The organism is Cohnella candidum, assembly GCF_003713065.1.
Lineage (GTDB): Bacteria > Bacillota > Bacilli > Paenibacillales > Paenibacillaceae > Cohnella > Cohnella candidum.
Genome location: NZ_CP033433.1, coordinates 5,103,141 through 5,125,316, shown reverse-complemented (window position 1 = coordinate 5,125,316; position 22,176 = coordinate 5,103,141). Strand labels below are relative to the sequence as shown.

Here is a 22,176-nt window from a genome sequence, read left to right as displayed (position 1 = left end):
CCCTCCGGCGATTATACGCTGAAAATGATTTCGTTGACCGTCGCGCGGATTTGCTCCAGACGGCCGGATTCGTTGCGGATCGGATTGTTCTGCAGCGCGTAGGCCTCGAGGGACGCCAGCGTCGCTTTGCCGGACACGATGTCCGCGCCGATGCCTTCCTGGAAGCTGCGGTAACGGCGTTCGACGATCTCGTCGAGCACGCGCTCTTCGACCAGCTTGGCGGCCGCTTTCAAGCCGCGGGCATAGGAATCCATGCCGGCGATGTGCGCGAAGAACAAATCCTCGTCGTCGAAGGAGCTGCGGCGTACTTTCGCGTCGAAGTTGACGCCGCCTCTGCCGAGACCGCCGTTTTTGAGGATTTCGTACATGGCCAGCGTCGTCGTGTACAGATCCGTCGGGAATTCGTCGGTATCCCAGCCCAGCAGGACATCGCCTTGGTTGGCGTCGATCGATCCGAGCACGCCGTTGATCCGGGCCACGTGCAGTTCATGCTCGAACGTATGGCCGGCCAGCGTGGCATGGTTGGCTTCGATGTTCAATTTGAAATGCTCTTTCAAGCCGTAGTTTTGCAGGAACGCCAAAGTGGTCGCCGCGTCGAAATCGTATTGGTGCTTGGTCGGCTCCTTCGGTTTCGGCTCGATCAGGAATTGGGCGTCGAAGCCGATTTCCTTCGCGTAGTCGACCGCCATGTGCAGCAAGCGGCCGAGGTTGTCGAGCTCCAGCTTCATGTCCGTGTTCAGCAGGGATTCGTAGCCTTCGCGGCCGCCCCAGAAAACGTAGTTCGCCGCGCCGAGCTCTTTGCCGACTTCAAGGCCTTTTTTGATCGTCGCGGCGGAGTACGCGAATACGTCCGCGTTGTTGGTCGTTCCGGCGCCATGCACGTAACGGGGGTTCGTGAACAGGTTCGCCGTGTTCCACAGCAGTTTTTTGCCGGTCGATTTCATGTTGTCTTTCAGCAGCGCGACGATCGTGTCGAGGTTTTTGAAAGACTCGGCCAGCGTAGCGCCTTCCGGAGCCACGTCAACGTCGTGGAAGCAGTAGAACGGAATGTTCAGCTTCTCCATCAGCTCGAAGTTCGCTTCCACGCGCGCTTTCGCCTTATCCATCGGGGACAGCGAATCCCAGCTGCGGACGGCCGTGCCGACGCCGAAAGGATCGGTGCCGGAGGCCACGAAAGTATGCCAGTAAGCGACGGCGAAGCGGAGATGCTCCTCCATCGTTTTGCCGAGGACGACTTCCTGCGGGTTGTAGTGCTTGAACGCGAACGGGTTTTTCGAGCCCCGTCCTTCATACTGGATTTTCGGCACGTTCGGGAATAAGCTCATGCGATGAATCCTCCTTGAAAGCGGTTTTAGTAAAGCTTTGCTATTAGCATATCACCCGAAACTTAGTTTGTCTATTCAATAAACTAAGTCAATCGACTCTTTTTATGCTATGATGTTATCAATATGTTCAAAGGAGTTTCGACAGCGATGAAGACGACCCCCACCGGCGACCAAGCCCTGATCAAACGAATAAACACGGCGATCGTGCTGGAGGCGATTTTGCGCGGCGCGCCGCTGTCCCGGGCCCAAATCTCCGAAAAATCCGGGCTGAACAAAGCGACCGTTTCCAGCCTCGTGCAGGATCTGATCGACGGCTCCGTCGTCCGGGAGATCGGAACCGGCGTTTCGAGCGGCGGCCGCAAGCCGGTGATGCTGGAATTCGTCGCGACGGCCGGTTACGCGGTCGGGATCGACTTGGGCGTCAATTACGTCCGCGGGGTGCTCACGGACCTTCGCGGCGCGTTAATCGCGGAAACGAACCTGCCGCTGGATGGCCAAGAGCCTGAACCGGTTCTGGCGAGCCTGCAAACGTGCATCGATTCCCTGATCGCGAAGGCGCCCGCATCCCCGTACGGAATCGTAGGCATCGGAGTCGGCGTGCCGGGGCTCGTCAACGAATCCGGCGCCGTGCTTTATGCCCCCAACCTGCAATGGCGCGATGTTCCGCTTCAGCGCCAACTGGCCGACAAGTACGGCGTCCCCGTCACGATCGACAATGAGGCCAATACCGGCGCCATCGGGGAGCAGGTTTTCGGAGCGGGCCGCAGCATCGACAACCTCATCTACGTCAGCGTAGGCATCGGGATCGGCACCGGTCTCATTTTGCACAGAAGCCTGTACAAGGGAGCATCCGGCTTTTCCGGTGAAATGGGGCATCTCTCCGTCGAAGCCTTCGGGAAACCGTGCGCTTGCGGGAACCGGGGGTGCTGGGAAATGTACGCCTCCGAAAAGGCGCTTTTGGAAAAAGCGGCTGCCCATGGCATCTCCGACTGGGAGGCGCTCCTCAACGCAGCCGAATCCGGACAGGCCGGCGTGCTGGCCGATCTGGAGACAACCGGGGAATACCTCGGCATCGGCATCGCGAACATCGTGAACGTGTTCAACCCGGACGCGGTCGTGATCGGGAACCGGATCAGCCAAGTGCGGCCGTGGATCGAAAACTCTCTCCGCCGGACGGTCGTGCAGCGTTCGCTCGGCTTCCACCTCCGCAGCGTCCAGCTGCTGTTCGCGGAGCTCGGCGAGCGCTCGGCCGTGCTCGGGGCGGCGCAGATGGCCATCTCCGGGTTTTTCGACCGGCTGAAAGCAGCCTGACGTTCAGATCGATTGATGACGTCAATGTTTCATGGCATATATCATTAAGTAAATATATAATGAAACGGTAGAGGAAGATTCCAAGAAACGGATCCGAAAAGGGAGAGGCCGAGCATGCACGAAGACGGACCGATGGCGGAATTGGCGGAAATGGCGGAGCTGCTCAAGCTGCTCGGGGATCCGATGCGGCTGGCGATTTTGGCCTTGCTTCAGGAGAAGGATTTGAGCGTAACGGAAATCACCGGCCTGCTTCGGGCCAGCCAGCCGAATACGAGCCAGCACCTGCGCAAGCTGAGGAGCGCGGGGCTCGTGCGGGAGTCCAAACGCGGCCAGTGGGTCTACTACTCTCTGAATTTGGCGGAGTATCCGGACCTCAAAACGTTCCTGTCCCAACTTCCGGGGCGGGATAAACGCCGGTTGGAACTGGCTCAATTGGAATAGAAACTATGGCATGAATAAGGCCCTCCTACCGGAGGGCCTTTTGTTATGCGTCAGGAGCGAACGTCCAGCAGCACTTTCCCCGTGCTCAGACGGCTCTCGATCCACTCATGCGCTTTCCCGGCATCCCTGAGAGGAAACCGTTCGCCGATCTTCATTTTCAAACGTCCCTCCCCAAGATATTGCAAAACCCGATCCGCGGCTTCCCGCAACGTATGCGGCCGTTTGCTTCTTGTCGTCCCCAAGCTGTAGCCCAGCACCGAGCGGCAGCTGGCATGCAGGTCCGCCGTTCTGAACGCGCCGGACTCCCCGCTCGAATTCCCGAAATGAACGAGACGGCCGTATTCGGCCAAACAATTTAGGCTGCACTCCGCGACCCTGCCCGACACGGAGTCCAGAATGACGTCGGCGCCGGCGCCGCCCGTGAGCTCAGTCACCCTCCAAGAGAAATCTTCGGTTTCGTAATCGATAACGTGATCCGCGCCCGCTTCAAGCGCAGCCGAAACTTTCTTCCCGCTCCCCACCGTTCCGATGACGAGACCGGCGCCCAGGAGTTTGGCCAACTGGATCGCCGTCGTCCCTACCCCGCCGGCAGCCGCGTGGACCAGCACCGTTTCTCCCGCTTCCAATCTCGCGATTTCGGCCAGCAATTTATAGGACAGAATTGACACGGTCGGACAAGCGGCCGCCGTGTCGAAATCGACGGAGTCGGGAATCGCGAACGTGAGCGCTTCGTCGGCGACGACGTATTCGGCGTAGGACCCGCCTTTGGGAAAAGCGATGACGCGTTGTCCCGGCTTGAAGCCTTGCACCTCGGAGCCGACGCGCTCGATCACGCCCGCGGCGTCCAATCCGGGAATGAACGGAAGCGCCGCCCCTTTTTTGCCGTAACGGGCTTTAATGTCCGCGAAGTTCACGCTGGCCCTTTCCACGCGGATCAGCAATTGGCTCGGCTGAACTTCCGGAATTTCTACCTGGGCATATTTCATCGTTTCGGGACCGCCGAACGCGGTGACGAGGATGGCGTTCATATAGGAAATTCTCCTTCTGCTGGGTCTATAGGAATGATGCTCGTTTATTTCATCATAGCCTCAGCTGGCAGGGACATCAAACAGGGGCATAAGCGCATCGTATTCTGAATTAGATAGTTTTATATCCACAAAACAAAGGAGTGTCTCCCTTGTCCAAGATGAAAGCCCTTTTGCTCATTGTGGCGACCGTCTTCCTTCTCGTCGCCGGTTCCGGCGCGACGGCGGTTGCGGCAACCACGTCCGTGGTGCAGCCGGCGCAGAACCATGACGTCTATTTGAAATTGGACGGCGTATGCGGGGAAGCGAAGGCTGCTAAATTCGCGAATTGGATCCAACTGACCGGAGTAGACTTCGGCGTGACGAATTCCTCATCCGGCGCCCCGACAGGAGGAGGTTCAGGGGCCGGCAAGGCGAAAATGGACCCTTTCACGGTTTCGAAAACGTATGATTGCTCGTCCGTTCCGATCCTGACGAACTCCCTGTCCGGCAAGCATATCAAAAGCGGCGAAATCGACTTTGTTACCCGCGGGGAAAAGCCGTTTACCGTTTTGAAGGTTGTCATGACCGACGTGATGATATCAGATTATCAATTCAGCAACATGAAAGAGACCCTTACGTTCAGTTTCGGCGCCATTGATTTCAGCTACTATGCAATGGATAGCGGCGGCAAGAGCAAGCTTCCGGTACAAGGAGGCTTCGACTTTAAAACGGGCAGCGTGAAGTAGGGTATCCGTTATGCCAGATTAATCTCTCTTATTTTCTCCAACGGAACTTTCGGCTTACGGTCTTCCGTCAGCAGGCCGTTGATTTCCTGCTGCACGTCTGTCAATTGGGTATAGCAGTATCCGCAAATGGAATCCACGCTCTTGATCGCACGGGTCAGCCCTTCGAACCGTTTCAGGAACTCCTCGTCCGAATCCACCTGGCGGCCGTAACCCCATCCTTTGTCCGACTGATAGGCGATGCCGCCGAACTCCGTGATCATGATCGGTTGTCCCTGGTATCGATAGCCTTCGGCGAAGGCGTATTTCCACTGGTTGCAGGTCGTCTCGTTGCCTACGACAGCGTCTATCTTTCCATACCGCTTCTGGAATCCTTCCCCTGTTTCCACATAATCGTGCAGAGTCAAAATGTCCGATACGGTATGCTCCCAACCGTCGTTCGTAATGACCGGACGGTACGGATCGATCGACTTCGTCAGATGGTAGATGCCTTCGGTAAACTTCTGCTGTCTCTTGTCCCGCAGGATGGACGAGATGCCCCACGATTCGTTAAACGGAACCCAGGTAATGATGCTGGGATGGTTGTACTGCTGCTTCACGATTTCCAGCCATTCCTTCGTAAATGCATCGACCGCACGATCATGGAACTCGAAGGTGGCCGCCATCTCGGACCAGACCAGCAGTCCTTTCACGTCGCACCAATAGAGAAAACGGGCATCTTCGATCTTCATATGCTTGCGCACGCCGTTGTAGCCCATTTCCAGGATTTTATCGATATCTTCGATGAGGGCTTCCTCGCTCGGCGGCGTCAAATGGCTCTCCGTCCAGTACCCCTGATCCAAAATCAATTTTTGGTAGATCGGCACATTGTTCAGCAGCACCTTCCCATTCTCGATGGAGATTTTCCTCATCCCGAAATAGGAAAACACCCGATCCACGACTGCATCATCCGAGTACAGAATGAATTCCACATCATACAAAGCCGGTTTCTGCGGCGACCAGAAGTTTCTCTTCCACGGTCCGTTCGCCTCATGCACCAAATCGACTTCAACCGTCAAGCAAGGGCGGTCCATCGTCAAGCTTACCCGCTTCACGGGCTTGCCTTTTAACGTAACGATGGCTTCCAGCTTCAAATCGCCGCCTTCATCCACTCCGTTCACCTCGTAATCGAAGCGAACGACCTGGCGGTCGATATCCGGAGTGATTTTGACCGAATCCAGCCGCCGTGCATCCACGTATTCCAACCATACCGTCTGCCATATGCCGGTGGTCTGGACGTAGAAGCATTCGAAATTGTCCTTCGTCCAGCGCTGCTTGCCCCGCGGCTGCGTGCAGCTATTGGAGTCCTCCGCTTTCACCGTGATCCGGTTGTCGGCCCCTAAGGTCAGATAAGGCGTAACGTCGAAAGAAAATGCCGCATACCCGCCTTGATGCCTGCCGACCAAGTCGCCGTTTACCCAAACTTTCGCGACGTAATCGACGGCTTGAAAATGCAGGATGACCCGTTTTCCTTCCGCTTCTTTTGGGATATGAACCGATTTATGGTACCAAACGTACGGATGGAACGCTTCCTCTCCGATTCCGCTCGCTTGCGTTTCGTAGGTGAAAGGGACGTTGATCGTATGGGTGCCTTCGAACTTGCTGTGCCACCTCTCCCTTTCCCCCATATTGCGGTCATCGAAGCGGAAGCTCCATTCGCCGTTCAAATTCAGCCAATTCTCCCGCACGAATTGCGGTCTGGGATAATCCTTGATATATGCTGCTGTCGTCATGCCTGCCTCCCGTTTCATGCTTGAGCCTTGATCTCGAGTGCGTATATCGATGATGGACGTAATGCATATCCCCTCTGCCAATCGGCAGCTGGAACGATGCGTGACGTACAGCCGATTAGGTTCGGTTCGAATACTGAATTGATATCATCCGCGGAGTTCCCGGTAATCTCATGCAAAATCGTTTCCCCGGTAGCCTGGAAGGCGTCCAAGTTCAACTCGGTGTTTACTTCCTGCAGGCTGCGGTTCACGATAAATACGGTGACGACGCTCCCGTCTTCATTCGCGCAGGCCGCGACGTCCAGGTCAGGAAGTGCGTCAAGCTGGATGGGGGTCGGCTTGTTGGCCTGGATGGAGAAGCTTCCGCAGACGGTCTCGACCGGCAGCATCCGCCGGATGTCCCGATTGGCATAGAGCTTCATGACTTCATAGGTCGGGGTTCCGTATACCGTAAGAGGGAACCCGCTCCAACCCGGTTCCTTGCCGCGATATTGGTCCGCATAATAGTCCCCTACTCGGATGCATCCCCCGAGCCAGCCGTTAACGAGATCCGAGAAGCTGCCAATTTGCACCATGTCGCTGCAACGAAGCATCTCGTTCAGGTTGGCCGCGTTGGCCGCCGCCGCGCCCAGCGTGTGCTCCTCCGGCAGCCCTTTGCGAATCGTATTCGGATAGTACATGGTGTTGTATTCGGTAATGGCGATCTTGACATGCGCGTGCTTCGGGTTCGCGAGAATTCGCGCCTTCGTTTCATGAAGGTCGCGGCGCGTCCACTCGGAGTACGCCGCCATCGCCTTATAACGTTCCTCCGGCGGCGTATCCCGGTTCATTCCGAACCGGCCGTAGCCGTGATACAGATGCAGGGTCAAATAGTCGAAATGTTCGCCTGCGAGGTCGAGTACCGTCTCGTTCCATTCTTGATCGGTATGCCCGCAAGCTAACAGTACGAGTGAAGGATCGGCCGCCTTCATGGCTTTCGCGAACGATGCGCACCGTTCGGCAAAACGGTTCGCGGAGCAAGTGCCGACTTGCCACTGCCCCCACACTTCGTTGCCGATTTCCCAATAGCGGACGTCGTACGGTTCGGGATGGCCGTTCGCAGCCCGCCGCGCGCCCATCGGCGTATCGATGCCGCCATTGCAATATTCGACCCATTGCGCCGCTTCTTCGGGCGTGCCGGATCCGTCGTTCACGCAGATGAGGGGCTCTACCTGCAGTTCCCTGCAAAATCGGATGAACTCGTCGGTGCCGAAATATTTGCTGGTCCATCCTCCCCACGCCTCGTTGTACATCACCGGCCTCTCCAGCGCGGGTCCGACGCCGTGCTCCCAGTGATAGGCGCTGATATAGTTGCCTGCGAGCCTCATCATGCCCGCGTTCAGATCGCGCGTCATCTCCACGACCTCTCGCTTCACCAGTCCGATATTGTCGGCAGGCAAAAGAGACAGGTGGTCGATCCATAACATGCCGGTGGACACATGGTCGATCCATCTCGGATGCTCCGCCGGAACGTATAGCCGGATTTCCGAGGCGGAACAGGCTCGGGCTACGGCCAGGTCCGCCTCGTATTCCTTCCAATTATGGCTCGCCAGCTCGACCCGGACCCGTCCGAGCGACTCATCCGAACGTCGGTCTACGGCTTCTACGAACACATATTTCAGCTCGATGGAAGCGCGGGCGACCAATTTGACTTTGTAGGTCATCGGACCTTTCAGCGCGGCCTTCTGGGCGATTCCCGCATAGGCTTCGTCGTCGCTGAGCACGCGAATGCGCTGGGCGCGGCCCGAATGCCTGGGAGCCGGCGCTTCCAGCGCATATTCGGTGTTTCTGCCGTTCGTGAAGGGACTCCAGTTTCCGGATACCGCCTTCTTCGTCTCGGATTCGCTTTCGAAATCCATATCCTTCAATGGAAAAGCGAGCATGGCCTCCATGTGGTCCCGTATGTCCTCCACGAAGTGTCCGAACAGATACGGATTGACGATATGCTCGCTTGGCTTTCCGCAATCAATCTTGATTTTCGCGTTCATCTTCTACGTAGAACCTCCGTTTATCCTTTGATTGAGCCGATCATGACGCCTTTCACGAAATGCCGCTGCACAAAAGGATACATGATCAATACGGGCAGACTGGAAATGATGATCACCGCGTATTTGATGCTCTCGGCGAGCAGGACTTTCCCCTCCATGCCGACATTGCCGTCTGCATCGGCGTTTTGACCGATCAATAAAATCTCCCGAAGGACAAGCTGTAACGGATACAGATTCTCATGGCGAATATAGATAAGCGCATTGAAGAAGGAATTCCAATGGCCCACCGCATAGAACAGCACCATGACCGCGATGATGGGCTTGGACAGCGGCAAAATGATGTTGATCAGCAGCCGCCAGTTGGAGCATCCGTCGATATGGGCGGCTTCCTGCAGCTCCCAAGGTATGCTGGATTGAAAATACGTACGCATGACGATCAGATTATAAGTGGCGATAGCGCCGGGAACGATGAGCGCCCACATCGTATCGACCATGCCCAGATCCTTGACCAGCAGATAGGTGGGAATGAGCCCGCCGCTGAAAAACATGGTAAGCGTAATGAAAACCATCAGCACGCCGCGCCCCGGAAGATCCGGCCTGGACAGCGGATAAGCCGCCAATATCGTCATGATCAAGTTAATCAGCGTGCCGACGACTGTATACAGAATCGTATTTCGGTAGCCGACCCAGATTTTCGCGTTATGGAAAATGTTCGTGTACGCGTCCACGTTAAAACCTTTCGGCAACAGCCATACTTCTCCGGCCAATACGTTCACCGGATTGCTGAACGAAGCGCTGACGACGAAGATCAGCGGATACAACACCACAAGCATGATCGCGGCCGCTATGGCATACACGACGGCGTCGAACACCCGATCATCCGAAGAACGGCTTATGGCTGATTGTTTGGACATCGCGTCATCCCTCCCCTACCATAAGCTCGTTTCCGCCGTTTTGCGGGCGAATCGATTGACAAGCAGCAGCAAAATCAAGTTGATGACCGAATTGAACAGTCCGATCGCCGCGGTGTAACTGTATTCTCCCTGTAGGACGCCCGTGGTGTAAACGAAGGTGGAAATGACGTCGCTGGAATCGAGGTTCAAGTTGTTCTGCATCAGCAGTATTTTCTCGAAACCGATGTTCATGAAATGGCCGACATCCAAAATCAGCAGGATGACGATGACGGGGATGATGCCAGGCAAGGAAACGTGCCAGATACGCCGCAGCCGGGAAGCTCCGTCCATCTTCGCGGCTTCATACAACTGCGGATTGACGCCGCTAAGCGCGGCGATATATATAATCGATTGCCATCCCATGCTTTGCCAAATATTCGAGCTGATATATATCGTCTTAAACCACCCGGCAGACTCCATGAAAGAGATGGGTGAACCGCCGAACGCTTCGATCAGTTTATTGACGGGACCGCTCGTCGGCGAGAGAAAGACCGAAAGAATGCCGACGATGACCACGACGGAAATGAAATGGGGAAGGTAGGTCACGTTCTGCAGCCATTTGCTGAACGATTTGCTCCGGATTTCCGTGACGATAAGCGCCAGGAAGATCGGAATCGGAAAGGCGATGAGCAGCGAAAACAAATTGATGGTGAGCGTATTCCAAAGCAATCTGCCGAAGTAATACGAATCGAAAAAACGCTCGAAGTGATCAAAACCTACCCAACGGCTGCCAAGAATGCCTTTGCTGGGAACGAAATTTTTGAACGCGATTTGCAGCCCGTACAGCGGACCATACTGAAAGATCAAATACCAGGCGATCGGCAACAGCAGCATCAGGTAAAGGTCATACCGCCGGGCCATACGCGTCAGCAACCGGCTGCCCATGTGAATCGACTCCTTCTCCGATAGCGAAAGGCGCTCCTCTCTTCGGGGGCGCGTTCCTTGCAAACGCCGATTCCCGAAGAGACGGAGCCCTCTCTAGCTACCGCGATTTATTGCTTCATCTTGTCGTACGCATCTTGATAGTACTTCTGCAATTGGTCGATCTTCAGCTTCTTCAGCGTAGACTGGAATTCTTCCCACTTATCGAAGCTGAGGGCGCCCGCGATGAACTTCGTGCTTTGCTCCTCATAATACTTGTCGAGGTCGTTGCGCAGCAGGTTAACCTCTTGCGCCGTTTGCTCATCGAACATCGGCGCGCCGTACTTCACCTTCGGCATATACGGATCCAGCTGCTTTTGGGCTTCTTGAACCTGCGGCGGGTTGATGAAGGACGCGACCTTTTCGCTGATGATATGCGGGGCTCCTCCGCCGGCATACGGCGTCATTTTCCCTTGAGCGCCCTCTTTCGCCAGAAAATCGTCCTTGTAGTACGGAATGCCGTCCTTCAGCTCGTATTGCTCGCCTTCCCTGCCGAACCGCAGCAAGGTGGAGCCTGCGTCGCTGTAGAAATAGTCGATCCAACGCATCGTGATTTCCGGATATTTGTTCTCGGACGTGATGGCGAATGCGCCGAAATCCCGAGCGATCGGAGCGGTTTGCGCCTGCAGCCTGTCCCCGTGCGGACCGGCCGGAGGTGCGATGCCTACGTACTGGTTTTGAATCGGCAGGAAGTTGTTGTTCGTTTGGTCGAAGAAGAATCCCGTTTTGCCCGAGCCTTGCTTCGCCAGGTATTCCGCTTCCTTCTGCGAGAACAATTGCGGATCCAGCAGCTTCTCTTTATAGAGCTTGTTGAGATACATCAGCAATTCTTTATTGCGGTCGCTGCCCATCCAGATCTCGACTTTATCGTTCGCGATATTGATGTTGTAGCCAAGCTGCTGATCCAGACCGAACGAGCCGCTCATCATGTTGACGATCGGCAACCCTTGGCCATTCCCGCCGGCACGGGCAGTCATCGGAATCTCGTCTTTCTGGCCGTTGCCGTTCGGATCCTGATCGCGGAACGCTTTAAGCGTCTCATAGAGCTCATCCGTCGTCTCCGGCACTTTCAGGTTCAGCTTCTTCAGCCAGGCCTGGTTGATCCATTTTTTGTCCGTACGCGCGGAGCCCAGCGTCACGATGCCCGGGATCGCATAGATGTGGCCTTCCGGGGTCGTGATGCCTGCGCGGATTTCGGGATATTGTTCCATGAGGGCTTTCAAATTCGGCGCGTATTTATCGATCAAATCTTCCAGCGGAATCAATTGTCCGGCGGCCCCGTAACGGGTCGCTTCCAGCGGGGAAAGAGCCGAACGGTAGATCGCGTCGGGCAGCTCGTTCGAAGCGAACAGCAGGTTCTTCTTTTCTTGGAAGCCGTCCGTCGGCGCTTCCGTGAACTCCACGTGCACGTTCGTCATTTTCTCGTAATCCTGGAACACCGGCATATCCTTGAACGGGCCGTTTGCCGGGGCGATCCGGGTGAACATCTTGAGCGTGATCGGTTCCTTGACGAGCGGGAAACCGCTCTCACTGACGGCATTCCCTGTCGACGAAGATGCAGACGGTTCCGACTCCTTCTTATCGCCGGATCCGGAAGTGCATCCGGCCAGCGTCAGACCGGCTGCGATCGTCGCGATCAACGCCGTTTTTTTCCAGTGCTTGCGCATGAAATCTGTGACCTCCGTTATTCGATTCACCGGACGGATTTGTAAGCGTTGCCGCGGTGTGAGTTCATTATATTTCACGAATGAAAGCGCTAAATTCCAAATATATGACTTTTTACTCTACTTATTTTACTGCTCCGACGCCTTGGCCAAGCCGAGGCTGTTCACATACGCTTGCGGCGTCAAACCGGTCATTTCCTTGAACACCTTGAAAAAATAATTGTAAGTGGAAAATCCGACGCGATTGCTGATCTCCTTGACCGAGTACCGTCCGCTTTCGAGAAGTCTGCGGCCTGCTTCGATGCGAACCCGGTTCACGTATTCGGAAAACGTCGACCGCGTCTCTTCTTTGAATATCCGGCTCAGGTACGAAGGGTTTAAGCCGATCGCACCGGCCGCCAGCTCCAATGTGACGTCCCCCGAATATTTGTCCCGTATGAATTGGATCGCTTGCGTGACATGCCTGGAATAGGAGCCGCCGGCCTGCTGCCGTTTCAGCAGCTTCAGCAAACCGGCATAATAGCTTCGCAGCCATTGCTCCAATTCCTCGACGCTGCCGACTCTCTTCAGTTCGTCGCGTGAGGGCAGCGGCTCCGCCGTATCCGCGGCATGCAGGCATTTGGCAAACGCTTTTTCCCCAAGCCGCACAAATTCGCTGACGATCATCTGGACGGCATGGGAATGAACCGGATGTCGGCAAAGCGTTGCGAAAACGGAGGCGATCAACTGATGCATGGCTTCTTCGTCCAGTCTTTCGATCGACAAGAGGAGCTGCTTCTGCTCTTCGATGGTCAAAGAACGACGCGGCTGAATGCGGATTGCCGGCTCCGTGGATGGAGAATGGTCAAGAACGTTCGCCGCCGCGGCGAAACTAGCCCCGATTTGCGGCAAACTCCCGCATACATGACCGATGGCATAGGTAGATTTCAGATTCAAATACAGCTCCAGAGAGTGCTGGAACTTGCTCATCCATCTGCCGGCCTCGCTTGCGACCGCATGCTCGCTGCGTTCCCGAAACGAAAGGACGACAATCAATCGGCCGTCTTCCACGTAGGCCGCCGGCATCTCTCTGATGTCGCCCAAGCTTTGCTGCATGAGATCGACGGCCTGCTGGACCAGGCGGTTCGTTTGCACGTCACTATAGAACTCCGTGAGCAGAAGGAACGGAACGATCTGCACGGCCGCCGCTATGAAGCTGACGGCTTGGGGGAACAAGCCATGCCTGCGAGCGTATTGATCGAACTCTTTACCGGAGTCCGGCTTTCCTCTGGCCATATCCGCAAGATAGTCGCGAATACAATGAGGATCCGGTCCTAGCCCCCGTTCGGCAGGCAGGCGAGCAAACGTCCGATCGTGCCGCCTCAGCACCTGGACCGCTTTATTCAAACTGGACAGAAGCGTCGCGTCATCCAGCCGGTGCTTCAGCAAATAATCGACGGCGCCATTCCTCAAACACTCGCGGACGTAATCGTAATCGTCGTAGCTGCTGAGCATGATCGTCTGGATGGAGGGAAACCTTTCCCGAATCGTTCGATTCAGCTCCACGCCGTCCATTTCGGGCATATTCACGTCGATAATGGCAATATGCGGAGGTTCTTGCTCGATCATCGTTAAAGCCATCGCGCCGTTGAACGCTTCGCCGCATAGCTCGAAGCCGTGTCTTTTCCAATCCGATAATGTCGACAAATGATGGCGGACCAAGGGCTCGTCGTCAACGATCAGCACGTTGATCATGTCTTAACCCACCTCTTTCGCGGAGCTTCCCTGTTCCATGAATCGCGGAAATCTGATTTCCGCCTTCGTGTACTGTCCCGGTTCGCTGTAAATCTTGACGCCGTACGGCTCACCGAACATCCGAACGATCCTTTCATGTACGTTGCGAACGCCCATGCCGCTGAAGCGGGAAGAACTCTTCTCCTTGCCCGCCTCGCCCAATAGGATCGCGATTTCTTCCTCGGACATCCCTTTGCCGTTGTCCGTGACCTCGATTCGGAGGTCGTGAAGCTCCGCGTAGACGCGAATCCGCACGAATCCTTCCTGGCCGAGCCGTCCGATACCATGGATGATGGCGTTTTCCACGAGAGGCTGCACCATCAGTTTGAGCACCCTGCACTCCAGCAAGGAGTCGTCTTCTATTTGCGTCGTCACGCGAATCGGCTCCATATACTTGTATTTCTCGATCGACACATAGCTGGAAACGTAGTCCAATTCCTCCCGCAGGGTTAGAAATTCATTGGAGTTGCCCAGCACGCCCCGCATGAGTTCGATTAACGAACCCGACACTTCTTCGATATTGGGCACTCCGTTAAGCTTGGCCAGATACTTGATGGTATTGAGAGAGTTGTATAGAAAATGCGGGCGGATCTGCGCCTGCAGAGCGGTCAATTCCGCCTCGCGTTTGTTTTTCTCGCTGACTCGAATCCCTTCCATCAGCCGTTTCAATTCCTCGACCATATCGATAAAAACGCGGTAAAGATCCCCGATTTCGTCCTTGGATTTGATCTCCGTCCTCGGAAAGGATAAATTACCTTCCCTCACACGAAACATCATGGATTTCAGCTTCCGGATATGGATCGTCGTCCGGAAAGACATCTGCAGCGATCCGATCAGAACGAGGATAAAGACGATGACCGAGACTTCGATCATCAAATTCCGGATTTTGGTGGATTCGCTGAGCAGGGAATCCATGGGGATGAGCGCCAGCGTCGTCCAGCCGGTATAAGCCGACTGTTGTTTGACGACGATATAGGATTTCCCGTCGATGACTCGGTCCGCCACGCCTCGTCCCGCGAATTGCCTGTTCACCTTGACGATCGTCTCCACCGCGGGAGCGACGGAATCCTGCGAAGATTCGGATTGGTAGACGAATCCGTCGTTTTCATCCAGCACGTACAGCATGCTGTCCTCGGTCGGCTTTACGCCGTACGTTTTCTTGATGAAAGCATAATTCAAATCCACCATGACGACTCCGATCGCTTGGCGGTCGTAACGGATTTCGCGGCCGACGGTAATGGCGTCGTCCGTTCCGGCCGGCTTGAAATACGCGTGGCGCGACCCGTCACGGAGAATCGCCTTTATCATCGGCGTTTCTATAAAGCTGCGGTCTAGCCAAGGACTTCCGGTAAAGAACACTTTTCCGTTCGTGCCGATTACGGCAATCCTTGTTATGTAAGGCTTATAATCGATAAGTCCCGCGAGGAACTCCGTAATCCGCTTTTGCTCCATAAACCATTCATAGCTGATTTCCTCATTCGGGCTCAGGATCGTATCGATTACCGTATTCTTGTTGGTGACGACGACCGTGTTCAACCGGTCGATTTCTTGGAGCATGATATTGAGAGACTCATCCGCCTGACGGATACTGTCCGATACTGAGGTGACCGCATTCTGCTTGATCGTATCGCGCATATTCACGTACACGATGCTTGTAACGGAGACGATGGACAGCAGGGTAACAAGAGCGAACCCGATAAATATTTTCCCTTGCATACCTCTGGGCGTTATCCACCTGCGAGGGTTCAAAAGCTTCATGTCGCAAAGTCTCCTTGTACATGATGTGGGAAATCAATGGAAAACGCTTACATTTTTTTGAGAAAAAACTATTCGCTGCCCGCTGCCCGAAATGCGACGGGAGAGACTTTATGATAAACCGAGAACGCTCTGGTGAAGGCATATAAGTTTGGGTAACCCAAAGACATGGCGATTTCCGTAACCGTCGCGCCCGTCTCCTTCAGCAGCCGCTCAGCCTTCTCCATCCGGATTTTCTGGATGTATCTCTGGGGCGTCATGCCGACTTGACCTGTAAACACGCTGGTAAAGTAGGAACGGTGCACGCCCGCGAAAGCCGCGACTTGCTGAACGGTTATCCCCTCGGTAGCGTGAAGCTCCATGAAATCCATGCATTCGTGGATCCATCCGGAAGGCTCGACTGCATCATGGAGTGCAGAATCCGAAATGAAGTCGGAGAACAAACCGCAAATCGACGTCTGCAGCTTCATGGCAGTGGCCGGCGTCCACCGTTCTCCGTCGGATAGCGCTTGAATGACCCGTTCGGCCGAATCCCAAACCGCAGGGGGAACCGTTTTAAGAAACGGCTTTCCCGGCGTCAGTCCGGAGAGCTCCAATAAAGGTTTGACCCTGTTGCCGTTCAAAGCGAGCCAGCTCAATCGGAGAGGATTTTCCGAAGGCACCTGGCGATAGTGGTAAGTTCGTCCGGGGAACAAGCAAAACAGGTCCCCTCGCCGCAGGTCGATCCATTTGCCGTCGTCAAATTCAAATCGGACGATTCCTTCATGGACGAAATGAAGGCTGTAACATTCGATCCTTTTCGGTCCGACCTTGTAGTGGGGTTTGGCGATGCTCCGGCCGGCGCGCACGGGCCACAGCTGCCCTTCTTTCTCGATATATCCGGGCGTATAGTAGAGGAATTGCGCGAACTCATAGTCGTATTCCTGCAGCAACAAAGCCTGCCCCCTCTCTTGCTCTTATCGTCTCATCCATCTTACAAAATGGCGATTCGTTTTTCAACAAAAAGCCATTAGCGTATTTCCTTAAATCCAATAAAATAAAGACATTACGAGGTATCCACTGCCCAAATGACCTAACACTTTGCAAATAACCTGATGGACAAAATTCCGGCTTATGCGCGTCATGTGGACGGGAGCACGGCGGTGCGAACATGAAAAAAAGCGGCTGAAAGCCAGCCGCTTTTCCGGTTCTATTGTAAGTATCTCACCGATGTCCTCTGCCGCCGCCGTGACCGCGGCCGCCGCGCTCGTGCGTGTCGTTGACGAACTCTTGCGCCTCGGCGGCCGCGTTCGCCAGCAGCTTGTCCGCTTGGGCTTGCGTCAGCTTGCCGTCCGTTACGGCTTGGTTGATCGCCTTCGTGATGGCCGCTTTTTCCGCGTCGATCAGTTTCTGCACGTCCACGTTCTTCTCCTTCGCCAGATCCGCCAGCGATTTGCCGGATTTCAGGGAAGTTTGAAGATCGCTTTCCGTTACTCCCAAGATCGTTGCCGCGGCGCTCAGATCATGAGCTTCGAAGCCTTTGAAGCCGCCTCTTCCTTGCCCCAGGAAAGCCCCGCCTTTCGAGTCGATCATGTTGTCCAGGTTGGAGGAGAACGCCTGCTTCTGCTCTTCCAGCCGCTTGTTGTTCGCATCGGTCAACGCCTGCTTCAGCGCGTCGCGCGAAACGCCCTGCTCAGTGGCGATCTCCGCCAGCGTTTTGCCGGATCGCAGTTTCGATTGAAGCGTCGCTTGGTCCAGCTTCAGCAGATCCAGAACGGTTTGGTCCACTGCGCCTTTGCCGAAATGGAACCCTTTGGCCGCCGATTTCGCCGCATCCGTCGTTGCCGTAGATGTTGACGTCGACGTCGATCCCGATGACGAAGTGCCGACCGTTGCCGCATATGCGCTGAGAGGAACCATGACAGCCAAGGCTGCCGTCAGGCCGATCGCTTTTACCGTCTTTTTCATTTCATTGCCTCCTGCTTATGGGTTTGGTGTTACAAGGTACAGTTTGGACTCCTAGGCTTAAATGGGGATGAAACCCCGCTGAAGATCGGCTGAAAGTTCGGAGAGTGCGAAAAGAGGCCGTCCCATCATGGGACAGCCCCTTTCTTTGTTCAGGCAGCCGATGGAGGAACCAGTTCGGCCGTCACAACGAGCCTTTCCTGGTGCGTCCCTTTCGAACGGCTGAACAGGCCGGTGCAAGTAATCAGGTTCAGCAGAGGCTTGTCCGAAGGCCCGAAAATTTTCTCGAGCGGGGCGTCGTTGTAAGGGTACTTCTCCGAGCCCACGACGCGGAACACCATCTCTTCGCCTTTCTTGCTCCGCAAAATGATTTTGCTGCCCTTCTTCAGCGTTTTCAGCTTATAGAATACGGCAGGTCCCGTTTTGGAATCCACATGGCCCGCGACGACCGCGTGCCCCGGGATGCCGGGACGGTAACCCGGCTTAAACCAACCGACATCGTCCGCGTCCGAGGGAACGTCCATGGCTCCGTCCTTGGTTAAACCAAGGGAGATCACGTCCGCGTCCACTCCGATATCCGGGATATCGATTTCCGACGGCACGATTCCTTCGACCGTCTGTTCCGCCTTGGGCTCTGTCTGGGGCTTCGCCGCCGGTTGGGACGGGCTTGCTGACGGAGACACGGACGGAGACGGAGAATCAGATGCAGAAGGAGATGCAGACGTAGACGGGGACGCAGACTGGGACGGGGAAGCTGCCGGATCCGAGCTCGGCAGGGACGGGGTCTCAGACCCCGTCTCGGCCGCCGGAGATGCCGCTGGTTCGACGCTCTCCGTAGAGATGCTGGCTTGCGGCTCTTTCTTTTCCCCGCCGCAGCCGGCTATCAGCAGCGAGCATACGATCGGAATCAGAAAGAGTTTGCGCATGTTGCTCAGTCCGTCCACTCGCTCGCGCCGCCGCCGCCCGTTTGCGGCATGCCGCCCGGAATGACGCCTTCGTCCGTTACGCCGCCGACGGCCGTGCCGCCGCCAGTGTTACCGCCGGTGCTGCCGCCGGTGCTTCCACCCGTGCTGCCGCCGGTGCTTCCACCCGTGCTGCCGCCGGTGCTTCCGCCGGTGCTTCCGCCCGTGCTTCCACCCGTGCTGCCGCCGGTGTTGCTGCCCGTGCCGGTGTCGCCGCCGGTGCTTCCACCCGTGTTGCCGCCAGTGTTGCCGCCCGTGCTACCGCCGGTGCTGCCGCCCGTGCCCGTACCCGGCAGATCAACGCCTGCGCCGATCGTCGTGGCCAGCCATTTCATCGGAGTGACGGAGAATACAGTGGGTTTGCTGGCATTGATGATGGCATCCGTGAGGATCGGGAATTGGATCGTGCCGTTAGCGTCGATCGCGGCTTGCAGCTGGACGAAATCCAGATTCAGGCCGAACGTCGAGTTGCTGTTCAACTTCACGCCGTTGGCGTTTTCCCAAGGAAGCTTGAACTCCAGCACGACGTCGTCGCCTACGATGGCGTAAGACTTCACGAGCTTGCCCGGCTTGAACCATCCGAGATGCAGGCCGTTGTCGTACACCTTCATGTCCGGCCAAGTCAGAACGAGGTACCCGTCCGATTTGACCGTGGCGTTCTGGTCGTCGCCGTTGAACCAGAGAGAGAACATGATCGGCTTGTAAGTGTCCTTCCAAGCTTTGGCGGCTCCGTGCAGTTCCACCAAACCGTACAGATTATCCTCGTCCCACATCAGGCGGTAGTGTCCGGTCAGTCCCGATTTCGCATCGTCGAACGGGGCACGCAGCGCGAATGCCCAGACCGGATCGACTTTGCCGTCGATCGAGATCGTCGCGTCCTCTTTGGCGGCCAGGACGACCTGAGATTTGGCGTCGTCATTCTTATCCGTCGCAAAAGCGCTTACGGGCGTAGCGAACGCGACGACGGCACCAAGCAGCACAGAAACCCACTTTTTCATACTCCATCCTCCTGTCCCATTTAAGGGAATGATGTGTTTCTTCCTTCTTTTCACCTCGTCCTCGGTGACTCAAACCAACATTCGCCATTTTTTTTGAAAAAAGGATTGACAAAAATAACCACCCGTGATCCCGCTTAGGATCCAGGTGGTTATCGAAGGAAAAAGAGATCGTCAGCTCGCCTTGCGCGTTTCCCGATCGGAAGGAAGCAGTATGGCTAGCAACCCAACAAGCGGCAGAAAACTGCAGAATCGCATGACGTCCGTCAGTCCGAACAAGTCGGATGCTTTACCCAAGGCGACGGCGCCGATCGCGCCCATGCCGAACGCGAGTCCCGTGGTCAAACCGGAAGCCATGCCGACTTTGGAAGGCATGAGGAATTGCGCGTAGACGACGGTGACGGAGAACCCCGAAAGAATGATGAATCCGAGCACCGTGATGAGCGGATAAACCCAAAACAGCGGCAAATAGGGAAGCGCGAGAGCGAGCGGAGCACCCCCGGCGATCGAGAAGACGATCGTATTCTTCATGCCGAACCGGTCGGCCATGACGCCTCCGAAGAAGGTGCCGACCACGCCCGCCGCCAGGAACAGGAAAAGCGGGATTTGCGCTTGTTCGGTCGTCAGCCCATAATCGTTTTTCAAGAAAAACTGATAAAAGCTGCTGATCGAAGCATGGTACCAGGATCGCGCGAACACGAGGAAGATGAGCAATCCCATGGCGAATTTCACGCGCGGATGGCTGGTTTCCTGCCCCGGCAGAACGCCCGGCTTCGAGGAGGCACGGCGCTGCGCCTTGAGTTCTTCCCAATCGGCCAACCGCTTCTTGTACCACGGCGCAAGGACCAGCAGCACCGCGATCGCCAGCGCAGCCAGAATCGTCCCCCAAGCCGCGCCGATCTGTCCGAGCGGGGCGAAAATGTACACCGTCATCAGCGGAGCCAGCGAACTTCCCGCATTGCCCCCGACTTGGTAGACGGACTGGGCGAAACCCCGCCGCCCTCCGGCCGCGAGATAGACGATCCGCGAGCCTTCAGGATGGAATATGGCGGATCCCAGGCCGATGAACACGACCGCCAGCAGCACGTACCAGAAGTTCGGAGCATAGGCGATGCCGACCATTCCAAGCAGGCTCAATCCCATGCCGAACGGCATCATATAGGGGGATGACCGGCGGTCGGTATAGGACCCGACGACGGGCTGCATGACGGAAGAGGTCATGTTGAGCGCGAACAGGATCCAGCCGACCTGGGTGTAGGTCAAGTGCAGCGATTCTTCCAAAATGGTGAACATGGCGGGCACGACGGCCTGCATGGAATCGTTCAGCAGGTGAACGAGACTGACGGCGAGCAGCACCGGCAATACGGTAACCGTAACGAGCGTTGCTTTGCGAGAATCCGCGATTGACGACAATGGGGTCCCCCCTTTATGTATGTCCCTCAGTTTAGAAGCGGTTCCCGGCCCCGTCAAGGCAAAAACCCGCCGATTTAGGCGGGTTTTGGCTACGGAAATCCACATTATCCTGACGGTTCTGGCGCTCGCCTACTCTTTCGCAGGCAACGGTTTACTCCGTAATCAAAGCCGCGCCGATCGCGCCCGCCGGAACCCCCAGCTGCGGAGGCACGATGCGCACGTTCTCGCCCAGCGACGGGATCACGTGGCGCCGAAGCGCTTCTTCCATCGGCTGCAGCAGAGGTGCTCCGATCTTGGATGCGCCTCCGCCCAGAATGATCAACTCGGGATTGGCCAAATGAACGACGCTGGCCAGACCGACGCCGAGCGCCCTGCCGGCATCCCGCAGCAGCTTCGAAGCCAGCGGGTCGCCGCCTGCCGCGGCAGCCGCCACTTCCCGGGACGTGATGCGGGAAGCCTCGCCGCCCGCCAAATCCAGCATTGCGCGTCCGGCGGCGGGATCCGCCGCGGCAGCCGCCGAGCCGGCCTTGCCGATAGCCGTCCCGGAAGCATACAGTTCCATGCAGCCGACGTTGCCGCAGCCGCATACCGGTCCATTCCAATCGATCGTGATATGCCCGATCTCTCCGGCGCTCGCCGTGAGCCCCCGGACCAAACGGCCGTCGCAAATCAACCCCCCGCCGATGCCCGTTGAGACGGTGACGAACACGCAATGGCGCGTGCCCCTGCCGGCTCCCGCTTTCCACTCCCCGTAAGCCGCGGCGTTGGCGTCGTTTTCGACCCGTACCTTCAGGCCAAGCTCGCGCTCCAGCGTCTGCCCGAGCGGCACGCGGGTCCACCCCAAATTCCCCGCGAACAGAACGGTCCCCGTTTCCGGATCGAGCGTGCCCGCCGTCGCCACGCCCAGCGCCGACACTTCTCGGCCGCTGGCGGCGATCAGCCGCCGGACCATGTCCGCCATTCTCGCCATCACGCTCTCCGGTCCCTCGGCGGCGAGCGTCGGCTGCTCTTCGGAAGCCAACACCGTTCCTTCCGGGTCCACGATAACCGCCAATATTTTCGTCCCGCCCAAATCAATCCCGGCATATGCCCGTTCCGTTGCCATTATTTTCGCGCTCTCCCTTTCGAATGGACGGTCTCTTGTTCCCGTCCGATCTCGTCCCATCGATCATA

General features: G+C 56.5%; 18 protein-coding genes. 3 read left to right on the top strand and 15 right to left on the bottom strand.

The annotated features are described in order from the left end of the window. Positions 1-11: 11 nt before the first annotated feature. A complete protein-coding gene (gene xylA / locus EAV92_RS23675; protein ID WP_123043359.1) occupies positions 12-1,325 on the bottom strand; it encodes a xylose isomerase in 1,314 nt (437 codons plus the stop codon). A gap of 147 nt (positions 1,326-1,472) precedes the next feature. Between xylA and EAV92_RS23670 the strand changes: the two genes are divergently transcribed. Together EAV92_RS23670 and EAV92_RS23665 are read left to right on the top strand one after the other, a co-directional pair. Beyond that, a complete protein-coding gene (locus EAV92_RS23670; RefSeq protein WP_123043358.1) occupies positions 1,473-2,636 on the top strand; it encodes an ROK family protein in 1,164 nt (387 codons plus the stop codon). A 114-nt stretch (positions 2,637-2,750) separates the two neighbouring features. Beyond that, entirely contained in the window at positions 2,751-3,077 is a 327-nt protein-coding gene (locus EAV92_RS23665) for an ArsR/SmtB family transcription factor (protein ID WP_241158375.1), read from the top strand. Between the two features lie 50 nt (positions 3,078-3,127). Here the strand turns inward: EAV92_RS23665 and EAV92_RS23660 are convergent, their stop codons facing one another. Continuing rightward, a complete protein-coding gene (locus EAV92_RS23660; RefSeq protein WP_123043357.1) occupies positions 3,128-4,105 on the bottom strand; it encodes a quinone oxidoreductase family protein in 978 nt (325 codons plus the stop codon). Positions 4,106-4,263: 158 nt separating this feature from the next. Here EAV92_RS23660 and EAV92_RS23655 point away from each other — a divergent pair, with 158 nt between their 5' ends. After that, positions 4,264-4,830, top strand: a complete 567-nt coding sequence (locus EAV92_RS23655; RefSeq protein WP_241158589.1) for an Hcp family type VI secretion system effector — start codon at positions 4,264-4,266, stop codon at positions 4,828-4,830. Between the two features lie 8 nt (positions 4,831-4,838). Here the strand turns inward: EAV92_RS23655 and EAV92_RS23650 are convergent, their stop codons facing one another. The 13 genes from EAV92_RS23650 to EAV92_RS23590 all read right to left on the bottom strand — a co-directional run bounded on the left by EAV92_RS23650 (position 4,839) and on the right by EAV92_RS23590 (position 22,108). Next, positions 4,839-6,599, bottom strand: coding sequence for a glycoside hydrolase family 2 protein (locus EAV92_RS23650; RefSeq protein WP_123043355.1), 1,761 nt, complete (start codon positions 6,597-6,599; stop codon positions 4,839-4,841). Between the two features lie 14 nt (positions 6,600-6,613). Then, positions 6,614-8,623, bottom strand: a complete 2,010-nt coding sequence (locus EAV92_RS23645) for an alpha-L-arabinofuranosidase C-terminal domain-containing protein (RefSeq protein WP_123043354.1) — start codon at positions 8,621-8,623, stop codon at positions 6,614-6,616. 20 nt (positions 8,624-8,643) lie between these two features. Beyond that, complete coding sequence (locus EAV92_RS23640) at positions 8,644-9,537, bottom strand: carbohydrate ABC transporter permease (protein ID WP_123043353.1); 894 nt, start codon at positions 9,535-9,537, stop codon at positions 8,644-8,646. 15 nt (positions 9,538-9,552) lie between these two features. Next, positions 9,553-10,461, bottom strand: a complete 909-nt coding sequence (locus EAV92_RS23635; RefSeq protein ID WP_123043352.1) for an ABC transporter permease — start codon at positions 10,459-10,461, stop codon at positions 9,553-9,555. Positions 10,462-10,568: 107 nt separating this feature from the next. Then, the gene (locus EAV92_RS23630; RefSeq protein ID WP_123043351.1) at positions 10,569-12,164 is read right to left on the bottom strand and encodes an extracellular solute-binding protein; all 1,596 of its coding nucleotides are present in this window, start codon (positions 12,162-12,164) and stop codon (positions 10,569-10,571) included. A 126-nt stretch (positions 12,165-12,290) separates the two neighbouring features. Then, on the bottom strand, positions 12,291-13,895 hold the full coding sequence (locus tag EAV92_RS23625; RefSeq protein ID WP_123043350.1) for a response regulator: 1,605 nt from the start codon (positions 13,893-13,895) through the stop codon (positions 12,291-12,293). A gap of 3 nt (positions 13,896-13,898) precedes the next feature. Further along, positions 13,899-15,692 carry a sensor histidine kinase gene (locus EAV92_RS23620; RefSeq protein WP_123043349.1) on the bottom strand — a complete coding sequence of 598 codons (1,794 nt, stop codon included), beginning with the start codon at positions 15,690-15,692 and terminating at the stop codon, positions 13,899-13,901. A gap of 68 nt (positions 15,693-15,760) precedes the next feature. After that, complete coding sequence (locus EAV92_RS23615) at positions 15,761-16,618, bottom strand: AraC family transcriptional regulator (protein ID WP_123043897.1); 858 nt, start codon at positions 16,616-16,618, stop codon at positions 15,761-15,763. 274 nt (positions 16,619-16,892) lie between these two features. Further along, positions 16,893-17,636, bottom strand: coding sequence for a hypothetical protein (locus tag EAV92_RS23610; RefSeq protein WP_123043348.1), 744 nt, complete (start codon positions 17,634-17,636; stop codon positions 16,893-16,895). 149 nt (positions 17,637-17,785) lie between these two features. After that, positions 17,786-18,577 carry a class F sortase gene (locus EAV92_RS23605; RefSeq protein ID WP_123043347.1) on the bottom strand — a complete coding sequence of 264 codons (792 nt, stop codon included), beginning with the start codon at positions 18,575-18,577 and terminating at the stop codon, positions 17,786-17,788. Next, on the bottom strand, positions 18,565-19,593 hold the full coding sequence (locus tag EAV92_RS23600; protein ID WP_123043346.1) for a sugar-binding protein: 1,029 nt from the start codon (positions 19,591-19,593) through the stop codon (positions 18,565-18,567). The genes EAV92_RS23605 and EAV92_RS23600 overlap by 13 nt, the downstream gene beginning before the upstream one ends. A 171-nt stretch (positions 19,594-19,764) precedes the next feature. Further along, positions 19,765-21,003 (bottom strand): MFS transporter, encoded by a 1,239-nt coding sequence (locus tag EAV92_RS23595; protein WP_241158374.1) that lies wholly within the window; start codon positions 21,001-21,003, stop codon positions 19,765-19,767. 151 nt (positions 21,004-21,154) lie between these two features. Next, positions 21,155-22,108 (bottom strand): ROK family protein, encoded by a 954-nt coding sequence (locus EAV92_RS23590; RefSeq protein WP_164472911.1) that lies wholly within the window; start codon positions 22,106-22,108, stop codon positions 21,155-21,157. Between the last annotated feature and the right edge of the window lie 68 nt (positions 22,109-22,176).

What these genes read in the sequence shown, in the direction of transcription:
- EAV92_RS23630 (WP_123043351.1), bottom strand. Translation starts at nt 12,164, where the DNA reads ATGCGCAAGCACTGGAAAAAAACGGCGTTGATCGCGACGATCGCAGCC.
- EAV92_RS23610 (WP_123043348.1), bottom strand. Translation starts at nt 17,636, where the DNA reads ATGAAAAAGACGGTAAAAGCGATCGGCCTGACGGCAGCCTTGGCTGTC.
- EAV92_RS23670 (WP_123043358.1), top strand. Translation starts at nt 1,473, where the DNA reads ATGAAGACGACCCCCACCGGCGACCAAGCCCTGATCAAACGAATAAAC.
- EAV92_RS23620 (WP_123043349.1), bottom strand. Translation starts at nt 15,692, where the DNA reads ATGAAGCTTTTGAACCCTCGCAGGTGGATAACGCCCAGAGGTATGCAA.
- EAV92_RS23665 (WP_241158375.1), top strand. Translation starts at nt 2,751, where the DNA reads ATGCACGAAGACGGACCGATGGCGGAATTGGCGGAAATGGCGGAGCTG.
- EAV92_RS23645 (WP_123043354.1), bottom strand. Translation starts at nt 8,623, where the DNA reads ATGAACGCGAAAATCAAGATTGATTGCGGAAAGCCAAGCGAGCATATC.
- EAV92_RS23590 (WP_164472911.1), bottom strand. Translation starts at nt 22,108, where the DNA reads ATGGCAACGGAACGGGCATATGCCGGGATTGATTTGGGCGGGACGAAA.
- EAV92_RS23660 (WP_123043357.1), bottom strand. Translation starts at nt 4,105, where the DNA reads ATGAACGCCATCCTCGTCACCGCGTTCGGCGGTCCCGAAACGATGAAA.
- xylA (WP_123043359.1), bottom strand. Translation starts at nt 1,325, where the DNA reads ATGAGCTTATTCCCGAACGTGCCGAAAATCCAGTATGAAGGACGGGGC.
- EAV92_RS23600 (WP_123043346.1), bottom strand. Translation starts at nt 19,593, where the DNA reads ATGAAAAAGTGGGTTTCTGTGCTGCTTGGTGCCGTCGTCGCGTTCGCT.
- EAV92_RS23640 (WP_123043353.1), bottom strand. Translation starts at nt 9,537, where the DNA reads ATGTCCAAACAATCAGCCATAAGCCGTTCTTCGGATGATCGGGTGTTC.
- EAV92_RS23655 (WP_241158589.1), top strand. Translation starts at nt 4,264, where the DNA reads ATGAAAGCCCTTTTGCTCATTGTGGCGACCGTCTTCCTTCTCGTCGCC.
- EAV92_RS23635 (WP_123043352.1), bottom strand. Translation starts at nt 10,461, where the DNA reads ATGGGCAGCCGGTTGCTGACGCGTATGGCCCGGCGGTATGACCTTTAC.
- EAV92_RS23625 (WP_123043350.1), bottom strand. Translation starts at nt 13,895, where the DNA reads ATGATCAACGTGCTGATCGTTGACGACGAGCCCTTGGTCCGCCATCAT.
- EAV92_RS23650 (WP_123043355.1), bottom strand. Translation starts at nt 6,599, where the DNA reads ATGACGACAGCAGCATATATCAAGGATTATCCCAGACCGCAATTCGTG.